Below are 18,310 nucleotides of genomic sequence, written 5' to 3'. Positions count from 1 at the left end.
CCCCGGCGCTCGGAGGTGCCGGGGCTCTCGGGGGCCGTCCGCGGGGTGCGGGGGCGGGGTCAGCGGCCGTAGCCGCCCTCGCCGTAGCCGCCGCCGTTGCGGTGGCCGCCGCGGTGGTCACTGACGTTGGCGCAGGTGTTGCCGAAGGCCGGGTTCAGCAGGCCGATGACGTCGATGGTGTTGCCGCACAGGTTGATCGGCACGTTCACCGGGACCTGGATCAGGTTGCCGGACAGCACGCCGGGCGAGCCGACGGCCGCGCCCTCCGCGCCCGCGTCCGCCATGGCCATGCTGGTGCCGCTCAGAACCACGGCGCCCGCGCCGAGAGCGACCCCGGCGACCTTCGCGATGCGAGACATCACGTTCTCCTTAACTGACTGGGTGAGCACGGCGGCAGGACGCGCCGCCGTGCTCACCTTCAACGGCGGGGGGAGAGGGCGGGTCACGGGAGGGATGGGGTGGATCACCCGTTTTGAAGGGAGGTGGGGGGTTGTGGGGTTGTGGGGTAGTCGGTCCGGTGCGGGTGGGGGGTGGCTGGTCGCGCAGTTCCTCGCGCCCCTAAGGAAGCGGCGTAGACCCTGCCGGGATTCTCAGGGCAGGCGGCGCAGGGGCTCGCCCTTCAGGTACGCCTCGATGTTCTCCACCGCCTGGCCGTAGTACGTCTCATAGTTCGCGCGGGACACATAGCCCAGGTGCGGGGTGGCCAGCAGGCGGGGGGCCGTGCGTACGGGGTGGTCGGCGGGGAGGGGTTCCAGGTCGAAGACGTCGAGGCCCGCGCCCGCGATCCGGCCCTCGTGGAGCGCGGTGAGCAGCGCGTCCTGGTCGACGATCGCGGCGCGCGAGGTGTTGATGAGATACGCGGTCGGCTTGAGCAGGGCGAGTTCGGCCGGGCCCAGCAGGCCCCGGGTGCGGTCGCCGAGGGCCAGATGGACCGAGACGAAGTCGCTTTCCGCGAGCAGGGCCTCCTTGGCCGGGGCGAGGTCGACGCCGTGCTCGTCCGCCCGCTCCCGGGTGAGGTTCCGGCTCCAGGCGCTCACCCGCATCCCGAAGGCCAGGCCGATGTGCGCGACCCGGGTGCCGATCTTGCCGAGGCCCAGCAGCCCCAGCCGGCGGCCGTGCAGATCGGCGCCCACCGTGGACTGCCAGGGCCCGCCCTCGCGCAGCGCCGTGTACTCGGTGGTCAGGCCCCGGGCCAGGCCCAGCAGCAGTGCCCAGGTCAGTTCGACCGGCGGCGTCGAGGAACTCGCCGTCCCGCACACCGTCACCCCCTGCCGTTCGGCGGCGGCGTAGTCGATGACGGAGTTGCGCATGCCGGAGGCGATCAGCAGCTTCAGCCGGGGCAGCCGGGAGAGGACCTCGGCGGGGAACGCGACGCGTTCGCGCAGGGTGACCACGATGTCCATGTCCGCCAGCGCCGCGACCAGGGCGTCCGGGTCGGTGAAGTGCTCGCGGAACGTCACGGTCTCCACCCGGTCGGCCAGCGCCGACCAGTCGGCCACCTCGGTGGCGATGCCCTGGAAGTCGTCGAGCAGGGCGCAGCGCAGACGCACGGGGTGTCTCCCTGGAACGGACGGGGGTGCGGAAGGGAGGACCGACTGTAGGCGACTCCGCCCGTGGTGAGTGTGGCCCAGGTCATAGGGAGGGTGGTGAACTTCCGTCGCCGCCCCGGGTCTTGCCGCTGTTCGCATCGAGACCCGTCTGGAGCTGAGCCGATATGTCCGGCCACCGCACCGCGCCCCTGGCGCCCGGTACCCACACCATCGAGATCGATGGCATCACCCTGCGCTACCACGTCCACGGGGAAGGGCCGGTGTGCGTCGCGCACTCCGGCGGGCCCGGGATCGACTGGCGGTATCTGCGGATGCCCGCGCTGGAGGAGCACCTCACCGTCGTCTACCCGGAGCCGGTCGGCACCGGTGACTCCGGGCGGCTGCCCGCCCATCCGCGCGGCTACACCCGCGCCCGCTACAGCCGCTTCCTCGCCGGGCTGATCGAGCACCTGGGGCAGGAGCGGGTGTTCCTGCTGGGGCACTCGCACGGCGGGTTCGTCGCCCAGTACCACGCCCTGCGCCACCCCGAGCGGATCGCCGGGGTGATCCTCTACGAGAGCGTGCCGCGCACCGGGGACGAGCACGGTGCCGAGACGGCCCGGCTGGCCGGGGAGTTCGCCGCGCGCAACGCCGGGCGTCCGGAGGTGGCGGAGGTGATGGCCGGGTTCGCGGCGGTCCCGGACGCCGTTGACGACCCGGCGTTCACCGAGGTGCTGCGCGCCCTGGTGCCGGTGTACTTCGCCGACTACTGGGGGCGCGAGGCGGAGTTCGCCCCGTTCCGGGACGCCGTGAGCGGCTGGTTCGTGTCGGCGGTGGACGAGGACGGCGTACCGGAGGTCATCGACGACACCGCCGCGCTGGGCGGGCTCACGGTCCCGGTGCTGGTGGTGGTCGGGCGGTACGACTTCATCTGCGGGGTGCGCTGGGCCGATGAGCTGCACCGGCTGATCCCGGGCGCGGAGCTGGCCGTGCTGGAGCACAGCGGGCACTTCGGGCACCTGGAGGAGCCGAAGGAGTTCGTGCGGGCGGTGACGGGGTTCGTCTCGGCGGTGGGGTGACCTGAGGAGGGGGGCGCGGGCCCGGGTGACCTGAGGAGGGCACAGCGGGCCGGGGTGGGCGGCGGGGTGCGACTGGATCCGCCGCCCACCCTGCGTGCCGTGAAGCCGTGAAGCCGTGCGGGCGTGCAGGTGTGTCGCCGGGCACCCGCCCCACCTGTCGGTCCGCTGTCGCCCCTGTCGATCCCCTGTCGATCCGCTGTCGCATCCCCAGGTGGGCCGTGGTGGCTGTGCAGAACGGGAAAAGTGTCCACCGGTCTCTCCGGTTTCCACGGGCGCGGAGCGCGGATGCGGTGGTAGCTTGAAATGGAGATTAAATCTCCAGTTAGCGGGGTTTCAGATGGTCGCGGATGACGGCTCGGGGCTGTTCAGCAAGCGGTCGGCGGCCCAGCGGGCCCACTCCTGCTCCAGTTTGCGCTGGCGCAGGCCGTGCTCGATGACGAATCCCCCGAACAGGCTCAGTTCGTCCCGGTCCCAGTCCACCCGGTCCCGCAGGGCGAGCAGGGTCTCGTACTCCTTGGCCATGGTGTCGGCGTGGTGGAGCAGTCGCTGGGCGGCGTCCTCGCGGGGCAGCAGGCCCAGGAAGAACGTCTGGAGCAGCATCGGGTTGCGCTGGGCGCGCGGGGCCTCGGTCTCGGCGACCCAGCGGCGCACCTCCGCGTGGCCCTCGGGGGTGAGTTCGTACTGTTTGCGCCCGCGTGGGCCCTCGTCGGTGACCTTGATCAGACCGGCCGCGTCCAGCTTGGTCAGCTCGCCGTAGATCTGGCTCTGCTTGGCGGGCCAGACGTTGCCCAGGGAGGTGTCGAAGATCTTCAGCAGGTCGTAGCCGCTGCCGGGGCGGTAGACGAGGAGCCCGAGGAGGGCGTGGCGAAGGCTCATGGCCCCACCATAACGCGGGTCACTCCAATGTTGACAGGTCGAGAATTACTGATCGTGGAAGCGTGGGTTCCGTGTGGAGGTTCCATGGATGACATTCCTATCTTGACATGTTGCTTCCGGAGCTTCTAGTTTCCACCTGTCAAAGTTGGAACCTCGGGGCCAAGGGTGAGCGGTGCCCGGGGAGTTGAGAGCTGAGGACAAGCATCGTGGGTTACATACGCGGGTTCATTCCCTGGGTCGTCTCCGGTGGCGTCTCCGCCTGGGACTGGCGCTGGGGCGCGGTGGCGGGGTTCGTCACCGGGCTGTTCCTGTTCCTCCAGGACCGGCGGCGCGGGGTGGCGGCCGACGCCCTGGTCCTGGAGGCCAGCAGCATCGTGTTCTTCGTCGTCATCGGCGCCTACGCGTTCGCCGACCCCGACTCCCCGGCCGAGCGCTGGAACGGAGTGCTCTCCTTCGTCTGGCTGGCCGGTACCGCCTGGGGCAGCCTCGCCCTGCGCAGCCCCTTCACCCTCGGCATCGCCCGCCGCCAGACGCCCGAGGAGTACTGGACCCACCCCGGCTTCGTCGCCGTCAACAACGTCATCACCGCGGTCTGGGCGGCCGGTTTCACCTTCATCCTCGTCGCGCTGGGCATCTGTGAGCTGGCCGGCGCCCCCGAGTGGATCGCCTGGACGGCCCGGATCTCGGGTCTGGTCGCCCCCGCGGTCTTCACCCGGATCTACCCGGCCCGTGTCCAGGCCCGGATGGCCGCCCTCCAGACCCAGGCGACGGACGCCTGACCCCCCGGCCCACCAGGGAGCACAACGCCATGACCACCGAGCACACCGCACCCTCGCACCTCGCCGGGAACTTCGCGCCCGTCCTGGACGAGGCCACCGTCACCGAACTGCCGGTCACCGGGGCCGTGCCGCCCGAGCTGTCCGGCTGGTACCTGCGCAACGGGCCCAACCCCCAGGAGGCCGACTCCGCGCACTGGTTCACCGGCGACGGCATGGTGCACGGCATCCGCCTCGACGGCGGCCGGGCCGTCTCGTACCGCAACCGCTGGGTGCGCACCCCGACCTTCGAGACCGGTGCCACCGTCTACGGCCCCGACGGCTCCGTCAACCTCGCCAACGGCCGGGCCAACACCCATGTGATCCGGCACGCCGGACGCACCCTGGCCCTGATGGAGACCTGCTACCCCTACGAGCTGAGCCACGAGGCCGGGAGCGAACTCGACACCATCGCGGTCTATGACTTCGGCGGCCGGCTGCGCACCCCGATGACCGCCCACCCCAAGACCTGCCCGGTGAGCGGCGAACTGCACTTCTTCGGCTACGGCGGCCTCGCGGCGCCCTATCTGACCTACCACCGCGCCGACGCCACCGGTGAACTGACCGTGTCCCGGCCGGTCGACGTCCCCGGGCACACGATGATGCACGACTTCCATCTCACCCAGAACCATGTGATCTTCATGGACCTCCCGGTCGTCTTCAGCAGGGAACGGGCCGTCGACCCGAAGGGGGGCATGCCCTTCGTCTGGTCCGACACCTATGGCGCCCGCCTCGGTGTGCTGCGCCGGGACGACCCGCACGGCGCGATCCGCTGGTTCGACATCGACCCCTGCTATGTCTTCCACTCCCTCAACGCCCATGAGGAGGACGAGGGCCGGCGGCTGGTGCTGTTCGGGATGCGCTACCCGAAGCTGGAGGACGGCGCCGTCGTCGGCGCTCCCGCCCATCTGTGGTGCTGGACCGTCGACCTCACCACCGGCACGGTCCGCGAGGAGCAGCTCGACGACCGTCCCGGCGAGTTCCCGCGCATCGACGACCGGCTGGCCGGTCTCGCCGCCGACTTCGGCCATGTCACCGCCACCCCGCTCCCGGGACTCGCCCCCGAGGGGCCCACCGGGTCCCGGTCCGCGATCCACCGCTACGACCTGCGCAAGACCAGTGTCAGCAGCCACTGGTTCGCCCCGGGACGCGAGGCCGGCGAGGCCGTGTTCGTGCCCGCCGACGACTGCCCCGGCGGCCCCGGCTGGCTGCTGGCCTTCGTCTACGACGCCGCCACCGACCGCAGCGACCTGGTGATCCTCGACGCCGACGGGCTCTCCGCCGACCCGGTGGCCACCGTGCACCTGCCCCGCCGGGTCCCGGCCGGGTTCCACGGCAGCTGGCTGCCGGACCACTGACCGGCCGGCTCGCGCCCCGGGGCCGTTCCCGCCCGCGCAAGGTTCACGCGCGCAGCGGAAAGACACCCCCTCCACCGCTCACGACCATGAGCGGTGAGCGAAGCCGGTACCTCCCCGGAGCCCTGGCGCCCACGGCGCCGAGCCAGGACAGCCAGGTGCTGGAAGGAACACTGATGACGATGCGTGAGACGGCCCGGTCCGCCGGGTCCGCCCAGTCCGCCGGATCCGCTGGGTCCGCCGGATCCGCGCCCCTCGACGACGCGGCCCTGACCCGGGCCGCCCGGGACGGCGAGGTCACCGCGCTCGGACTGCTGCTGGAGCGGCACCGGGCCGGGATGCGGGCGGTCGCGCTGAGCATCCTGGGCCCCGGCGCCGATGTGGACGATGTGATGCAGGACGCGGCCCTGACCGCGCTGCGCCGGATCGGCGACGTCCGCGAACCGGCGGCCGTCGGCGCCTGGCTGCGGATGATCGTGCGCAACGCCGCCCGGTCCGTGCTGCGCGAGTCGGTGGCGCTGCGCCCGCTGCCGGTGGACGAGGTGCACCTGCCGTCCACCGACATCGGCCCCGAGCAGTGGCTGGAACGCAACGCCCTGCGGGACTGGGTCTGGGAGGCGCTGGAGGAACTCTCGCCGGTGCTGCGGATGCCGCTGGTCCTGCGGCACTTCACCACCTCGGTCACCTCCTACGAACAGATCGCCTACGCCTGCGGGGTGCCCGTCGGGACCGTGCGCAGCCGGCTCAACCAGGGTCGCGCCAAGCTCGCCGACGCGCTCGCCGCCACCGCCGACGCCCCGCACGGGGACGCCGAGCAGCGGGTTCTGGCGAGTCGCGACGAGGCCCGGCGGATGCTGGCGGCGGCCCGGCAGCGGTCGTCCGGGGGACCGGCGGGACGGGTGGAGCCGGCGGCGCACGCGGAACCCGCGGCACGGCTGGAGCCCGCGGCGCGGCCGGGGCGGCGCGAGCTCTCCGGGCGGCGTGAGCGGTATGAGCGGCGAGAGCGGCGAGAGCTGGCTCGGGCGTCCTGATGTCGGCCGGAATTCATCCTGCGTTCACTAGGTGCTGTTAACCGTCGTTATGCGCCTACCTCTTCGCTTGTCCGCTTAGGTCATTTGAGCGAAGCCGCGGCGGTCGGCGAGATCTAGTGTGTACTCCGGCTGGCAGGACTCACCGACGACAGGGGGAGCCGGCACATGAGCACCGTGAAGAACATCGTCCTCGTGCACGGAGGGTTCGTGGACGGGTCGGGATGGTGGGGGGTGCACGAGCGGCTGGTGAATGACGGGTACCACGTCAGCATCGTGCAGAACCCCACGCAGTCGCTGACCGACGACGTCGCCGCGACGTTACGGGTGATCGCCCAGCAGAACGGTCCGGTGATCCTCGTCGGCCACTCCTACGGCGGGGTCGTCATCACCGAGGCCGGACGCCACCCCAAGGTCACCGCCCTCGTCTACATCGCCGCGTTCGCCCCCAAGGAGGGCGAGTCCGTCAACTCCCTGATCGCCGACCCGCCGCCCGGCGCGCCCGCCGCGCCGCTCCTGCCGCCACAGAACGGGTTCCTCTTTCTCGACCGGGAGCGGTTCCGGGAGTCCTTCGCCGACGATCTGCCGCCGGCGCGGGCCCGGTTCATGGCCGACTCCCAGGTGCCGTGGGGGCTGGAGGCGCTCAACGGGCCGGTGGGGGAACCGGCGTGGCTGCGGAAGCCGACGTGGTATCTCGTCGCCGCGGACGACCGGATGATTCCGCCGCTCGCCCAGCGGGCGATGGCGGAGCGGGCGGGGGCGACGGTGGCGGAGGCGCCGGGGAGCCATGCGATCTATGTTTCTCAGCCGGATGCTGTCGTGGACCTGGTGAAGCAGGCGGCGGCGTCTGCGGGGGAGTGAGGGTGCGTTGTCGGGTGCGGGTCGGTGGGGGCTGGTCGCGCAGTTCCCCGCGCCCCTGAAAGCCTTGCCCCCTCCCCCTCTCAGATGATGCGAGCCGTAGCCTCTGCCGCTGCCTTCTGGGTCTCTTGGCGGTCGACCTTCGTCGGTTCGCCGGCTGCCACCACCTGCTCGCCCGCCACCCATACGTCCGTGACCGCGCCCGCGCCCGCTGCCCACATGAGGTTGGCGAAGAGGTGGGGGTCCGGGACGTCCAGGCCCGCTGTGAAGTGCGGGCCGTCCACCGAGACATGGACGAGGTCCGCCCACGCGCCCTCGCGCAGGGTGCCGATGTCGGTGCGGCCCAGGGCCGCCGCGCCCGCCGACGTGGCCAGCAGGAACGCCTCCTCGGCGCGCAGGGCCACCGGGTCGGCCGCCGCCAGCCGGGCGAACATCATCGCCAGCCTCGCCTCTTCCCACAGATCCAGGTCGTCGTTGCTGGCCGGGCCGTCCGTGCCCAGCCCCACCGGCACCCCGGCGGCGCGCAGCGCGGTCAGCCGGGCCGTGCCCGAGGCCAGCTTGGCGTTGGAGCCGGGGCAGTGCGCGACCCCCGTACCGGCTGCCGCCAGCGTCGCGATGTCGTCGTCGGACAGATGCACCGCGTGCGCCGCCAGCAGCCGTCCGTCGAGCAGTCCCGTCTGCTTGAGGAGCTGGGGGACCGAGCCGTACCGCTCACGGGTGGCGGTGTCCTCGGCGAGGGTCTCGGCGACATGGATGTGCACCAGCGCGCCGCGCCGCGCGGCCTCCTCCGCGGTGGTCCGCAGGGCGTCGGGCGGCAGGGTGTAGGTGGAGTGCGGGCCGTAGCACAGCTCGATCCGCTCGCCGGGGCCGAAGCGCAGACCGTCGGCGTCGATCCAGCGGCTCACCGCGTCGATGTCCCCGTGCCAGTCGCCGCCGGGCCGGTCGAAGTAGGCCGGCGCGAGCAGGACCCGGCTGCCCGCCCGCAGCGCGGCCCCGGCCACCTGCTCGGCGTGGGCGTACATCTCGGCGCTGGTGGTGATCCCGTAGCGGAGCATCTCGACGCAGCCCAGCAGCATGCCGGCGCCCGCGTCGGCCGGGGTCATCCGGGCCTCGGCGGGCCAGATCGCCTCCTGGAGCCAGCGCAGCAGCGGCAGATCGCCGCCGACTCCGCGCAGCAGGGTCATCGGGGAGTGGGCGTGGGCGTTGACCAGTCCGGGGACGAGGATGCCGGTCAGCCGGGTGCGGGGGGTGTCCCGGGGGAGGCCGGGGGCGTCGGCGGCGGGGCCGCAGTAGGTGATGCGGCCGTCCGCGCCGACATCGACCGCCGCGTCCCGCAGGACGGAGCGGGCGGGATCGGAGGGGTCGGCGGGCAGCACGACGGGGGCGAGATAGCGGTGAGGTGCGGTGTGCATGGGTGGTGTCGTTCCAGGGTGTGAGGGGGAGCGGGCCAGGTACCGGGGTCAGTCAACCGTGTACTGCGATCAGTCAACCGTGTCCGCCGCCGCCGCTACAGGCCCCACTGGGACAGATCGATCTGGCCATCGGCGCTCTTGGTGAGCAGATCCTTGCGGCCGGACTCCCAGGCCACCGCGATCTGGTCCCCGTCGCTGATCTCCACCGTGCCCCGGGTGCGGGTGGTGTTCTTCCGGTCGGTGCACTGGAGCAGCAGCGACTCGGCCTTCAGCAGGCCCTCGCACGCCTGCCGCTGCCCGCCGTCCGGGCCCTGGGACGCCAGCCGTACGGTCCCGCCCTCCACGATCATCGCCACCTGGTCGACATCCGACTCGCCGAGCCAGCCGCCGTCCAGATCGAGGGCGGGTGTCTCGGCGGCCGGGGTGCCCGTCGCGGTCGGGGTGTGGGCGGGGGCGGCGTCGGAGGAGCCGTCGCCGCCGCAGCCGGTGAGGACGAGGACCCCGGCGCCCAGGGCGGCCAGGGTGGTGAGGGGGGACTTGGGCATGAGGTCGGATCTCCGGGTGAGGGGCGCTGGACGCCCACAAGACGGGCCGGACGCCGCCGAGTTCGCTCCCGGCGGCGTGACCTCGCTCACAGCCGGGGTCGGGCGGGCCCGCCGTCAGCCCTTGTCCTCAACCCTTGCCCTCGCTGCCTGCCTTCGGTACTTGTCCTCAGCCCTGGTCCTTGCCGCGCAGATCCTTCACACGTTGCAGCTTGCCCACCGACCGCTCCAGGGTCTCCGGGTCGACGATCTCCACCTCGACGCTCACCCCGACGGCGTCCTTCACACCCCGGGCGATGTCCCGGGCGGCGGCCTCCCGCTGGGCGGGGTCGCTGGTGGGGCGGGACTCGACCCGGAGCGTCATATGGTCCATCCGGCCCCGGCGGCTCAGCCGGATCTGGAAGTGCGGGGCCACGGCGGGCACCCGCAGCACGATCTCCTCGATCTGGCTGGGGAACACATTCACCCCGCGCAGAATGATCATGTCGTCGCAGCGGCCGGTGATCTTCTCGATCCGGCGGAAGCCCGGCCGGGCGGTGCCCGGCAGCAGCCGGGTCAGATCCCGGGTCCGGTAGCGGACGATGGGCAGCGCCTCCTTGGTGAGCGAGGTGAACACCAGTTCACCGCTCTCGCCCTCGGCCATCACCTCGTCGGTGAACGGGTCCACCACCTCCGGATAGAAGTGGTCCTCCCACACATGCAGCCCGTCCTTGGTGTCCACGCACTCCTGCGCCACCCCCGGGCCGATCACCTCGGACAGCCCGTAGATGTCCACCGCGTGGATGTCGAGGCGGTCCTCCATCTCCCGGCGCATCTCCTCGGTCCATGGCTCGGCGCCGAAGATGCCCACCTTGAGGGAGGAGGTCCGCGGATCGATGCCCTGGCGCTCGAACTCGTCGAGCAGGGTGAGCATGTAGGAGGGGGTGACCATGATGATCTCGGGGCGGAAGTCCTGGATGATCTGCACCTGGCGCGCGGTCATCCCGCCCGAGGCGGGGATCACCGTACAGCCCGCCCGTTCGGCCCCGTAGTGCGCGCCCAGGCCGCCGGTGAACAGGCCGTAGCCGTACGACACATGCACCTTGTGACCCGGGCGGCCCCCGGCCGCGCGGATCGAGCGGGCGACCACATCCGCCCACATCGACACATCGCGCTCGGTGTAGCCGACGACCGTGGGGCGGCCGGTGGTGCCGCTGGAGGCGTGCACCCGGCGCACCTGGTCCATGGGCACCGCGAACATGCCGAAGGGGTAGGTGTCCCGCAGATCGGCCTTGGTGGTGAAGGGGAAGCGGGCCAGGTCGTCCAGGCTCCGGCAGTCGTCGGGGCCGACCCCGGCCGCGTCGAACTTCTTCCGGTACAGCTCGACGTTGTCGTAGGCGTGCCGCAGGGTGGCGCGCAGCCGGGTGAGCTGGAGGGCCCGGACCTCCTCGCGGGACATCCGCTCGGTGTCGTCCAGCAACTCGGGCGGGACGGGGTCGCCGAGGCGGGGCCCGTTCTTCCGCGTCTGTGGCTCCCGTGCGGTCACTTCGCTGTTCATCGCGGCTCCTCCTGCTGCGTTGTGCGCAGAGTCCGGCTGCGGCCCCGGAACTCCGCGATCACCTCGTCCCCTCGTGTCACCGTCACGTCGTAGATACCGCTCCGTCCGAAGCGGGTGCGTTCGCGCGCGGTGGCCACCAGGATGTCGCCCTCGAAGGCGGGGGCGACGAAGTCGATGTCGGCGCCGGCGGCGACCGTCACCGGGCCGTCGCTGTTGCAGGCGCAGGCGAACGCGGTGTCGGCGAGCAGAAAGACATAGCCGCCGTGCGCGATCCGGTGCCCGTTCACCTGGGCGGCGGTCACCTTCATCCGGGCCACGGCCGTGCCGTCCCCGTGGTCCAGCAGCTCGATGCCCAGCAGGCGGGACGCCTGGTCGTCGGCGAACATCGTCTCGACGGGGCCCTGCGGGGGCCGGGTCGCGCCGGATGCCTGGGTCGCGTCGGAGGTCCGGGGGACGCCGGACGTCCGGGTCGCGCCGGGTGTCTGGGGTGTCATTTCCACCACCTCGTGCTCCACCACCTTGTGGAACGAAGGACTGTCTTGTGAACCGACTGTTGTCTTGTGAACCGACCGAACATTCGGTTAGCGTGCGGCGTGGTCAAGTAATCCAGCAAGCCGCCTGACTGTCAAGGTGCGCGTCGCAGCGGAGGAGCCTGCCGATGTCCGCGATGTCCGAGGTCTATCTGGTCGACGGGGCCCGTACCCCGCAGGGCCGCTACGGCGGTGCCCTGGCCGCCGTACGCCCCGACGATCTCGCCGCTCTGGTGGTCGGGGAGGCCGTCCGCCGGGCCGGGGTGCCCGGGGACGCGGTGGACGAGGTGATCCTCGGCGCCGCGAACCAGGCCGGGGAGGACAACCGGGACGTGGCACGGATGGCCGTGCTGCTCGCCGGGCTGCCGTACACCGTGCCCGGGTACACCGTGAACCGGCTGTGCGCGTCCGGCCTCACCGCGGTCGCCTCGGCCGCCCAGACGATCCGCGCGGGTGAGGCGGAGCTGGTGGTCGCCGGGGGAGTGGAGTCCATGACCCGGGCGCCCTGGGTGATGGAGAAGCCCGGCACGCCCTGGGCCAAGCCCGGCCAGACGCATGACACGGCCCTCGGCTGGCGCTTCACCAACCCGCGCTTCACCGCCGCCGACCGCGAGGTGCCGTCCGGCGCCGGTCCCCAGACCCTCAAGTACACCCTCTCCATGGGCGAGACCGCCGAGGAGGTCGCCGCCCTCGACGGCATCACCCGCGCCGAGTCCGACGCCTTCGCCCTGCGCAGCCACCAGCGGGCGATCGCCGCGCAGGAGGCCGGACGCTTCGACCGGGAGATCGTGCCGGTGCCCGTCAAGGACGGCGAGGTCACCCGGGACGAGGGCCCCCGCCCCGGCACCACCCTGGAGAAGCTGGGCACCCTGCGCACGGTGTTCCGCGCGAACGGCATCGTGACCGCCGGTTCCGCCTCCCCGCTCTCCGACGGCGCCGCGGCGCTGGTGGTGGCGAGCGCGGCGGCGGTCGAGCGGTACGGGCTCACGCCCCGCGCCCGGATCGTGGCCTCCGCGTCCGCCGGGGTCCAGCCGAACGTCATGGGCCTCGGCCCCGTCCCCGCCTCCGAGAAGGCCCTCGCACGGGCCGGCTGGGGCACCGGCGACCTGGACGCCGTGGAACTGAACGAGGCGTTCGCCGCGCAGGCCCTCGCGGTGATCCGCCGCCTCAAGCTGGACGAGGCGAAGGTGAACGCCGACGGCGGGGCCATCGCCCTGGGCCACCCCCTCGGCTGCTCCGGCGCCCGCATCCTGCTGACCCTGCTGGGCCGCCTGGAGCGGGAGGGGGGCCACCGGGGCCTGGCCACGCTGTGCGTGGGGGTGGGCCAGGGGATGGCGCTGCTGGTGGAGCGGGTATGAGCGACGACGGCGGACGGGGCCCTGCGGGTGGTGGAGCGGGTATGAGCGACGGCCAGGACGGCACGGCTACGGCGTCGTACGAGACCCTGCGGGTGGAGGTAGGGGACGACCGGGTGGTTGTCACTCTCCATCGGCCCGAGGCCCGTAACGCCATCAGCGGGCGGATGATCACGGAACTCCACCAGGTGTGCGATCTGCTGGAGCGCGAGCCCCGGCTGCTGCTGCTCACCGGGCACGGCGGGGTCTTCGCGGGCGGCGCCGACATCGCCGAACTGCGCGAACGCGGCCGGGACCAGGCCCTTCAGGGCATCAACAGCCGGCTCTTCGAGCGGGTGCGGCGGCTGCCGATGCCGACCCTGGCCGCCGTCGACGGCTGGGCGCTGGGCGGCGGGGCGGAGCTGGCGTACGCCTGCGATCTGCGGATCGCCGGGCCGGACGCGGTGTTCGGCAACCCCGAGCCGGGCCTCGGCATCATCGCCGCGGCGGGGGCGTGCTGGCGGCTGCCGGAGCTGGTCGGTGAGTCGGTCGCCAAGCAGATCCTGCTCGCCGGGCGGAATCTGGACGCGGCGCGGGCTCTGGCCGTGGGCCTGGTCATGGACGTCGTACCGGCGGCGGAGCTGCTGGAGCGGGCGCATGCGGTGCTGGACCGGATGGCCCGGTCCTCGGCGCTCGCCCTGCGGCTGACGAAGCTGGTCGTGGACGCGCCGGGTTCCCACCCGGTGGCGGACGACCTGGCGCAGGCCGTGCTGTTCGAGGGGCAGGACAAGCGGGAGCGGATGACCCGCTTCCTGGAGAAGCGGGACGAGCAGAGGAGCGGGGTATGAGTACGGCACCCAGGACGGTCGGGGTCGTCGGGGGCGGCCGGATGGGGGCGGGCATCGCCCAGTCCTTCGCCACCGCCGGATCGGCGGTGACGGTGGTCGAGAACGGCGAGGAGGCCGCCGAGGCGGCGCTGGAACGGATCGGCGCGAGCCTGCGGCGGGCGGAGGGGCGGGGGCACCTGTCCGAGTCCGCGGACGCGGTGCTGGGGCGGGTGCGCGCGGTCGACGGCCCCGAGGGGCTCGACCCGGACACCGAGCTTGTCGTGGAGGCGGTGTTCGAGGACGCCGGGCTGAAGGCGGGGCTGCTGACGCGGGTGGAGGCGGCGGTGGGGGACGCGACCGTGCTCGCCACCAACACCAGCTCGCTGTCCGTGACCGACCTGGCGGCGGCGCTGCGGCGGCCGGAGCGGTTCCTCGGGATGCACTTCTTCAACCCCGTACCGGCGTCGGCGCTGATCGAGATCGTGGTCGCGCCGGAGAGCGCGGAGGGGGTCGTGCGGTCGGCGCTGGAGTGGACCCGGGCGCTGGGCAAGCAGGAGGTCGTGGTCAAGGACTCGCCCGGGTTCGCCAGCAGCCGGCTGGGGCTGGCGCTGGGGTTGGAGGCGATCCGGATGGTCGAGGAGGGGGTGGCCGCACCGGAGGCGATCGACGACGCGATGCGGCTGGGCTACCGCCATCCGATGGGGCCGCTGCGGCTGACCGACCTGGTCGGGCTGGATGTGCGGCTGGCCATCGCGGAGTATCTGCACAGCACGCTGGGCGAGCGGTTCGCGCCGCCGGAGCTGCTGCGGCAGATGGTGGCGAAGGGGGAGCTGGGCCAGAAGTCGGGCCAGGGTTTCTACACCTGGTGACGGGGTCGGCTGATCGGTTCGCCCGGGGTGAGGTGTGCGGGGTGGGTGGTCCTGCGGTGCAGGGTCTCGATCAGCTTGTCGCGGGAGAGGGTGACGAGGACGGCGTGGTGGTCGCTGATGCCGGTCATGTCGATGACCTCGACGTGTTCGACGGCCTGGACCGTCCAGGGGTCCAGATAGGCGCGGTCGATACGGGCCGGGCCGCCCTGGTCCGGCCGCCCCGCCGTCGGGGAGAGCGCGGAGGGGGTGCCGAGGCGGTGGGCCACCCACCGTGCGGCGTCCTGCATTCCCATGTCGTGCATCGTCCGGTCCATGTGCGTGCATGACTCCCAGGTGCCGTCGTCCGGCTGGGCCGCGCGGTGGTGGCGGTGGGCCCGGTCGGACACGGTCGACCAGTCGATGGGCGGGACGGTCTCGCCGTCCGGGACGGGGTAGGAGTTCATGTCGCCCACGATCCATGCGGCGCCGGTGGGCGGGCGGTCGTGGTGCAGCTTGAGCCTGTCGACCAGCGTGCTCGCGTTGTCCGCCTCCAGATAGCGCTGGTGACGGGAGTTGAAGGCGAGGTGCACCGACCAGAGGGTGATCGGGATGTGGGGGAGTTCGGGGAGGGTGAGGGTGAGGGTGGTCGGTGGGGTCCGCCAGTGGAGGCGGTGGGGTACGTGGGTGGCGGTGAGGGTCTCTTCGCGGACGAACGCGCCGGTGGGGTTCCTGCCGAGGCCCATGGGGGCGCGGAAGCCCTTCATGCCCAGGACGCGCTGGGTCGCGGAGAACCGCTGATCGGCGGCGGCCACGGCGTGGGGGGAGTCTCCGGGGCGGCTCTGGGAGTGGGTCAGCTCCTGCCGGGCGAGGACGTCGGGGCGGTGCCGGGCGATCTCCTCGTGCGCGGCACGCCATGCCTCCGGCGGGGTGCCGTCGTCTTCCGGCTCACCTCCGTCGTGGTCGAGGTTGAAGGACATGAGGGTGAGGGTCGGTGCGAGGTGGGTCATGGGCGGGTGGCTCCTGCTTCCTGTCCCGGACGGTCGTGGCCGTCATACGTCATACGTCGTCGTCGGCTGTCAGATGGTCGATGAGGTCGAGGGTGACCAGGGCGAGCCTGCGCAGCTGGAGTACGGGTGCGGGTGCCCAGCGGGGCTGGACCGGGAAGGGCGTCGGCTGCGGCTGAGGCTCCGCGAGAACCCTGCGGGCGCGATGGATCAGGGCGGCCTCGGACTCACTCGGGTGCGTGAGGTCGGTGATGAGCTGTCGCAGGGTGCGGCGGAGGCGGTGGGTGAGGCGGGCGATGTCGTCCGGTGTCAGGGGTGCGTCGCCGAAGGCACGGTCCAGGTCGTTGTGGACCAGGCCGAAAGGGTCGTGGGTGACATGGGTGTGGCGCGCGCGGAAGTCGCCGTAGGCCAGGTCCAGTTCCAGCGCGAGACGATCGCGGAGGGCCTCGCGTAATCGCTCCAGCACGGGGCGGCCGGTGGCCCGCGGGGTCGTCGTCACCGGCCCGCCCTGAAGAGCGCGCACCAGGTCCTCGTACCGTCCGGGCTCACGCCCCAGGCGTCGGCGCAGCCGGCGACGATCGTCATGCCTCGGCCGTTCTCGTCCTCCGGCCCGGCGGTGGCCGTCCCGGCGTGGCTGGGGGAGCCGTCGAAGACCTCGATCACGATGAGGTGGTGGGAGACGAGGAGTTGGACGGAGACGGTGTCGCTGCGGGTGTGCTGCAACGCGTTGGTGGTGAGTTCGGTGACGAGGAGTTCTACGTCGTCGATGAGCTGCGGGGGCAGGCCCCGGTGGTGGAGCCGGGCGGCGCAGACATGGCGGACGTGACGGACCCAGCGGCCTTCGGACGCGGGGAGAAAGGGTCCGAGACCCGGGGTGGTGCGGTGGAGGAGGAGGGTGAGGTCGTCGTGTACGTGGTGGGGGGTGGGGGTGAGGGGGTGGTGGGTACCGCTGGGTGCTTCGGGTTCGGCGGAGGTGCTCTGGCTCATGGGGGCCTCGGCTTTTCGGTGGGGGCTGCTGCCGCAGGGGAGTTGCGCAGGGCAGGGTTCGTCACCGTGGGTTGAGGCACGGCTACTTCCTGCCGCGAGCTAGTCTGCTCCCATCGAGCGTCGAGGCGCAATATCGAGCACTGCCCTGTCGTATCGATCGAGCATGCGTCGTATCGCCAGTGCTCCTCTCGACTGTCAGAATGCTCCCCATGACGCAAAAGAAGCTCCCTCCGCCGGTCATGAGGCGTCGCGTTGGTAGCCTGCTGCGCGATTACCGTGAAGCGGCGGACCTCGCCCCAGGGGTAGCCGCCAAGCGACTCGGCTGGGACTCCACGCGACAAGGGCGCATCGAGCGGGGTGTCTACCGGGTCACCGCCGACGACATCCGCAACATGCTTGAGACGTACGGCATTCATGGCGACGAGGAGGCGGTGCGCGAGTTGGCCGCAGCCTCCAACGAACCTCCGCGATCCGGCTGGTGGGCCTCCTACGCGGGGCACATCTCGGACGCGCTGCTCGACTTCATCACGCTCGAATCGAAGTCGAAGGAGATCAAGATGCAGCACCCGGCGATCATTCCGGGGCTGCTGCAAGCGCCGGGATATGTCCGAGAGATCTTCAACAGTCCGCTTACCTCGGACAACCGCGATAAGGCGGACATGCTCAGTGCCATCCGTATGGCGCGGCAGGAAGTGCTCCACCGGCCCGGAAACCCGGTTCATCTCCACGCACTGATCTCAGAGGCGGCGCTCCTGCATCGCTTCCCCAGCGCGCCGGGCGTGATGAAGGAACAACTGCGCAAGCTGGCCGACGACGCCGAGCGTCCCAACATCACCATTCAGATAGTCCCTGCGACCGCGCCCGCCTACGCGGCGGCGAACCAGGCCATGACCATCATGACCTTCCGGCACCCCTGGCCCACGGTGATCTCCATCGACAACTCCCTGGGCGGCAACCTCTTGGAAGCGCCGGCCGATGTGGGTGCCCTCTCGCTCGTATTCGACAAGATCGCAGATCTTGCACTTTCCGCAGACGATTCGCGGGAACTAATCAACACCCACTTGGAGGGGAAGTCCTGATGATCGGTTACAGCTACCGCGACGATGAGGCCAGCCTGACCTGGAGAAAGTCCTCATACAGCGGTGGTGAGCAGGGGCAGTGCGTAGAGGTCGCCGAGATGGCGGGCTTCGTCCATGTCCGGGACTCCAAGAACCTCGGAGGTGCTGCGTTGACCTTTGCCTCCGGACAGTTCGCTGCCTTCGCCGAGTTCGCTGCACAGTTGGGTGCCAGGGTGTCGCGCTAACCACTCAAAGAAGACCCGTTTCCTCCATGTCAGGTGCGTGGGAGGAGGCGGGTCTTCCTGTTTGAGTAGTGGATCAGGGCTGGATCTGGCCCAATCGTGGACACCACCCCTTCCGCGACCCGCTGTGCCTGCGGCACCCTGTCCGAGCGCCATCACGGATTCACGAAACCGAATCTGGAAGGACGAAGCAGTGACCACGATAAAACGGGCCCTCCCGGCTGAAGTAGTCGCGGGCGCCGACTGGCGGAGGTCCTCCCACAGTGGCGGCTCAGAGGGACAGTGTGTGGAGGTCGCCGAAATCTCATCTGCGGCTCACATCGGCATAGCTGTCCGGGACTCGAAGAATGAGCACGGCCCCGTCCTGTTCCTCGACTCTTCTGTGTTCCATTGTTTCGCAGCGGCGATCTAGGCCATGACCAGCCCATCAGCACCCAGCTGAAAGAGAG

21 protein-coding genes are annotated in these 18,310 nt (G+C 71.4%); 11 read left to right on the top strand and 10 right to left on the bottom strand.

Annotation, left to right across the window (positions count from 1 at the left end; all coding sequences use genetic code 11):
• Positions 1–59 precede the first annotated feature (59 nt).
• Together ABZX40_RS32225 and ABZX40_RS32220 are read right to left on the bottom strand one after the other, a co-directional pair.
• A complete protein-coding gene (locus ABZX40_RS32225; RefSeq protein WP_355745467.1) occupies positions 60–359 on the bottom strand; it encodes a chaplin in 300 nt (99 codons plus the stop codon).
• A gap of 231 nt (positions 360–590) precedes the next feature.
• Positions 591–1,550 (bottom strand): D-2-hydroxyacid dehydrogenase family protein, encoded by a 960-nt coding sequence (locus tag ABZX40_RS32220; RefSeq protein WP_355745470.1) that lies wholly within the window; start codon positions 1,548–1,550, stop codon positions 591–593.
• 164 nt (positions 1,551–1,714) lie between these two features.
• Between ABZX40_RS32220 and ABZX40_RS32215 the strand changes: the two genes are divergently transcribed.
• A complete protein-coding gene (locus ABZX40_RS32215; protein ID WP_355745473.1) occupies positions 1,715–2,608 on the top strand; it encodes an alpha/beta hydrolase in 894 nt (297 codons plus the stop codon).
• 333 nt (positions 2,609–2,941) lie between these two features.
• Here the strand turns inward: ABZX40_RS32215 and ABZX40_RS32210 are convergent, their stop codons facing one another.
• The gene (locus tag ABZX40_RS32210; RefSeq protein ID WP_355745476.1) at positions 2,942–3,484 is read right to left on the bottom strand and encodes a PadR family transcriptional regulator; all 543 of its coding nucleotides are present in this window, start codon (positions 3,482–3,484) and stop codon (positions 2,942–2,944) included.
• 206 nt (positions 3,485–3,690) lie between these two features.
• Between ABZX40_RS32210 and ABZX40_RS32205 the strand changes: the two genes are divergently transcribed.
• The 4 genes from ABZX40_RS32205 to ABZX40_RS32190 all read left to right on the top strand — a co-directional run bounded on the left by ABZX40_RS32205 (position 3,691) and on the right by ABZX40_RS32190 (position 7,543).
• Positions 3,691–4,263, top strand: a complete 573-nt coding sequence (locus ABZX40_RS32205; protein WP_355745479.1) for a hypothetical protein — start codon at positions 3,691–3,693, stop codon at positions 4,261–4,263.
• A 29-nt stretch (positions 4,264–4,292) separates the two neighbouring features.
• A complete protein-coding gene (locus ABZX40_RS32200; RefSeq protein WP_355745482.1) occupies positions 4,293–5,657 on the top strand; it encodes a carotenoid oxygenase family protein in 1,365 nt (454 codons plus the stop codon).
• Between the two features lie 179 nt (positions 5,658–5,836).
• Positions 5,837–6,685 (top strand): sigma-70 family RNA polymerase sigma factor, encoded by an 849-nt coding sequence (locus ABZX40_RS32195; RefSeq protein ID WP_355745587.1) that lies wholly within the window; start codon positions 5,837–5,839, stop codon positions 6,683–6,685.
• A gap of 165 nt (positions 6,686–6,850) precedes the next feature.
• Positions 6,851–7,543: an alpha/beta hydrolase gene (locus tag ABZX40_RS32190; RefSeq protein ID WP_355745485.1), complete on the top strand. Its 693-nt coding sequence runs from the start codon at positions 6,851–6,853 to the stop codon at positions 7,541–7,543.
• A gap of 80 nt (positions 7,544–7,623) precedes the next feature.
• Here the strand turns inward: ABZX40_RS32190 and ABZX40_RS32185 are convergent, their stop codons facing one another.
• From ABZX40_RS32185 to paaI, 4 genes are all read right to left on the bottom strand, one after another.
• Entirely contained in the window at positions 7,624–8,952 is a 1,329-nt protein-coding gene (locus ABZX40_RS32185) for an amidohydrolase (protein WP_355745488.1), read from the bottom strand.
• 95 nt (positions 8,953–9,047) lie between these two features.
• Positions 9,048–9,497: a hypothetical protein gene (locus ABZX40_RS32180; protein ID WP_355745491.1), complete on the bottom strand. Its 450-nt coding sequence runs from the start codon at positions 9,495–9,497 to the stop codon at positions 9,048–9,050.
• 166 nt (positions 9,498–9,663) lie between these two features.
• The gene (gene paaK / locus ABZX40_RS32175; protein ID WP_355745494.1) at positions 9,664–11,031 is read right to left on the bottom strand and encodes a phenylacetate--CoA ligase PaaK; all 1,368 of its coding nucleotides are present in this window, start codon (positions 11,029–11,031) and stop codon (positions 9,664–9,666) included.
• Positions 11,028–11,417, bottom strand: coding sequence for a hydroxyphenylacetyl-CoA thioesterase PaaI (paaI, locus tag ABZX40_RS32170; RefSeq protein ID WP_355745590.1), 390 nt, complete (start codon positions 11,415–11,417; stop codon positions 11,028–11,030). The genes paaK and paaI overlap by 4 nt, the downstream gene beginning before the upstream one ends.
• Positions 11,418–11,698: 281 nt before the next feature.
• On the opposite strand from paaI, the gene ABZX40_RS32165 reads away from it, so the two are divergent.
• Genes ABZX40_RS32165 through ABZX40_RS32155 form a run of 3 tightly spaced genes read left to right on the top strand, consistent with a single transcriptional unit; the run spans position 11,699 to position 14,591 of the window.
• Complete coding sequence (locus ABZX40_RS32165) at positions 11,699–12,919, top strand: thiolase family protein (RefSeq protein ID WP_355745593.1); 1,221 nt, start codon at positions 11,699–11,701, stop codon at positions 12,917–12,919.
• 41 nt (positions 12,920–12,960) lie between these two features.
• Positions 12,961–13,743 (top strand): enoyl-CoA hydratase/isomerase family protein, encoded by a 783-nt coding sequence (locus ABZX40_RS32160; RefSeq protein ID WP_355745497.1) that lies wholly within the window; start codon positions 12,961–12,963, stop codon positions 13,741–13,743.
• Complete coding sequence (locus tag ABZX40_RS32155; protein WP_355745499.1) at positions 13,740–14,591, top strand: 3-hydroxyacyl-CoA dehydrogenase family protein; 852 nt, start codon at positions 13,740–13,742, stop codon at positions 14,589–14,591. The genes ABZX40_RS32160 and ABZX40_RS32155 overlap by 4 nt, the downstream gene beginning before the upstream one ends.
• Here the strand turns inward: ABZX40_RS32155 and ABZX40_RS32150 are convergent.
• The 3 genes from ABZX40_RS32150 to ABZX40_RS32140 are packed head-to-tail and all read right to left on the bottom strand — an operon-like array spanning position 14,579 to position 16,561.
• On the bottom strand, positions 14,579–15,577 hold the full coding sequence (locus tag ABZX40_RS32150) for an endonuclease/exonuclease/phosphatase family protein (protein WP_355745502.1): 999 nt from the start codon (positions 15,575–15,577) through the stop codon (positions 14,579–14,581). The genes ABZX40_RS32155 and ABZX40_RS32150 overlap by 13 nt on opposite strands.
• A gap of 49 nt (positions 15,578–15,626) precedes the next feature.
• Complete coding sequence (locus ABZX40_RS32145) at positions 15,627–16,073, bottom strand: DUF6415 family natural product biosynthesis protein (protein WP_355745505.1); 447 nt, start codon at positions 16,071–16,073, stop codon at positions 15,627–15,629.
• Positions 16,070–16,561: an ATP-binding protein gene (locus tag ABZX40_RS32140; RefSeq protein ID WP_355745508.1), complete on the bottom strand. Its 492-nt coding sequence runs from the start codon at positions 16,559–16,561 to the stop codon at positions 16,070–16,072. The genes ABZX40_RS32145 and ABZX40_RS32140 overlap by 4 nt, the downstream gene beginning before the upstream one ends.
• Positions 16,562–16,770: 209 nt before the next feature.
• Here ABZX40_RS32140 and ABZX40_RS32135 point away from each other — a divergent pair, with 209 nt between their 5' ends.
• Genes ABZX40_RS32135 through ABZX40_RS32125 form a run of 3 tightly spaced genes read left to right on the top strand, consistent with a single transcriptional unit; the run spans position 16,771 to position 18,273 of the window.
• On the top strand, positions 16,771–17,640 hold the full coding sequence (locus tag ABZX40_RS32135) for a helix-turn-helix transcriptional regulator (RefSeq protein WP_355745511.1): 870 nt from the start codon (positions 16,771–16,773) through the stop codon (positions 17,638–17,640).
• Positions 17,640–17,864: a DUF397 domain-containing protein gene (locus tag ABZX40_RS32130; protein WP_355745513.1), complete on the top strand. Its 225-nt coding sequence runs from the start codon at positions 17,640–17,642 to the stop codon at positions 17,862–17,864. Before ABZX40_RS32135 ends, ABZX40_RS32130 begins: the two co-directional genes overlap by 1 nt.
• Positions 17,845–18,273 carry a DUF397 domain-containing protein gene (locus tag ABZX40_RS32125; protein ID WP_356009122.1) on the top strand — a complete coding sequence of 143 codons (429 nt, stop codon included), beginning with the start codon at positions 17,845–17,847 and terminating at the stop codon, positions 18,271–18,273. The genes ABZX40_RS32130 and ABZX40_RS32125 overlap by 20 nt, the downstream gene beginning before the upstream one ends.
• Positions 18,274–18,310 lie beyond the last annotated feature (37 nt).

The organism is Streptomyces sp. NPDC004610, assembly GCF_040609715.1.
Taxonomy (GTDB): domain Bacteria; phylum Actinomycetota; class Actinomycetes; order Streptomycetales; family Streptomycetaceae; genus Streptomyces.
The sequence above is the reverse complement of the archived record's forward strand: the minus strand, read 5'-3'. Positions and strand labels throughout refer to the sequence as shown.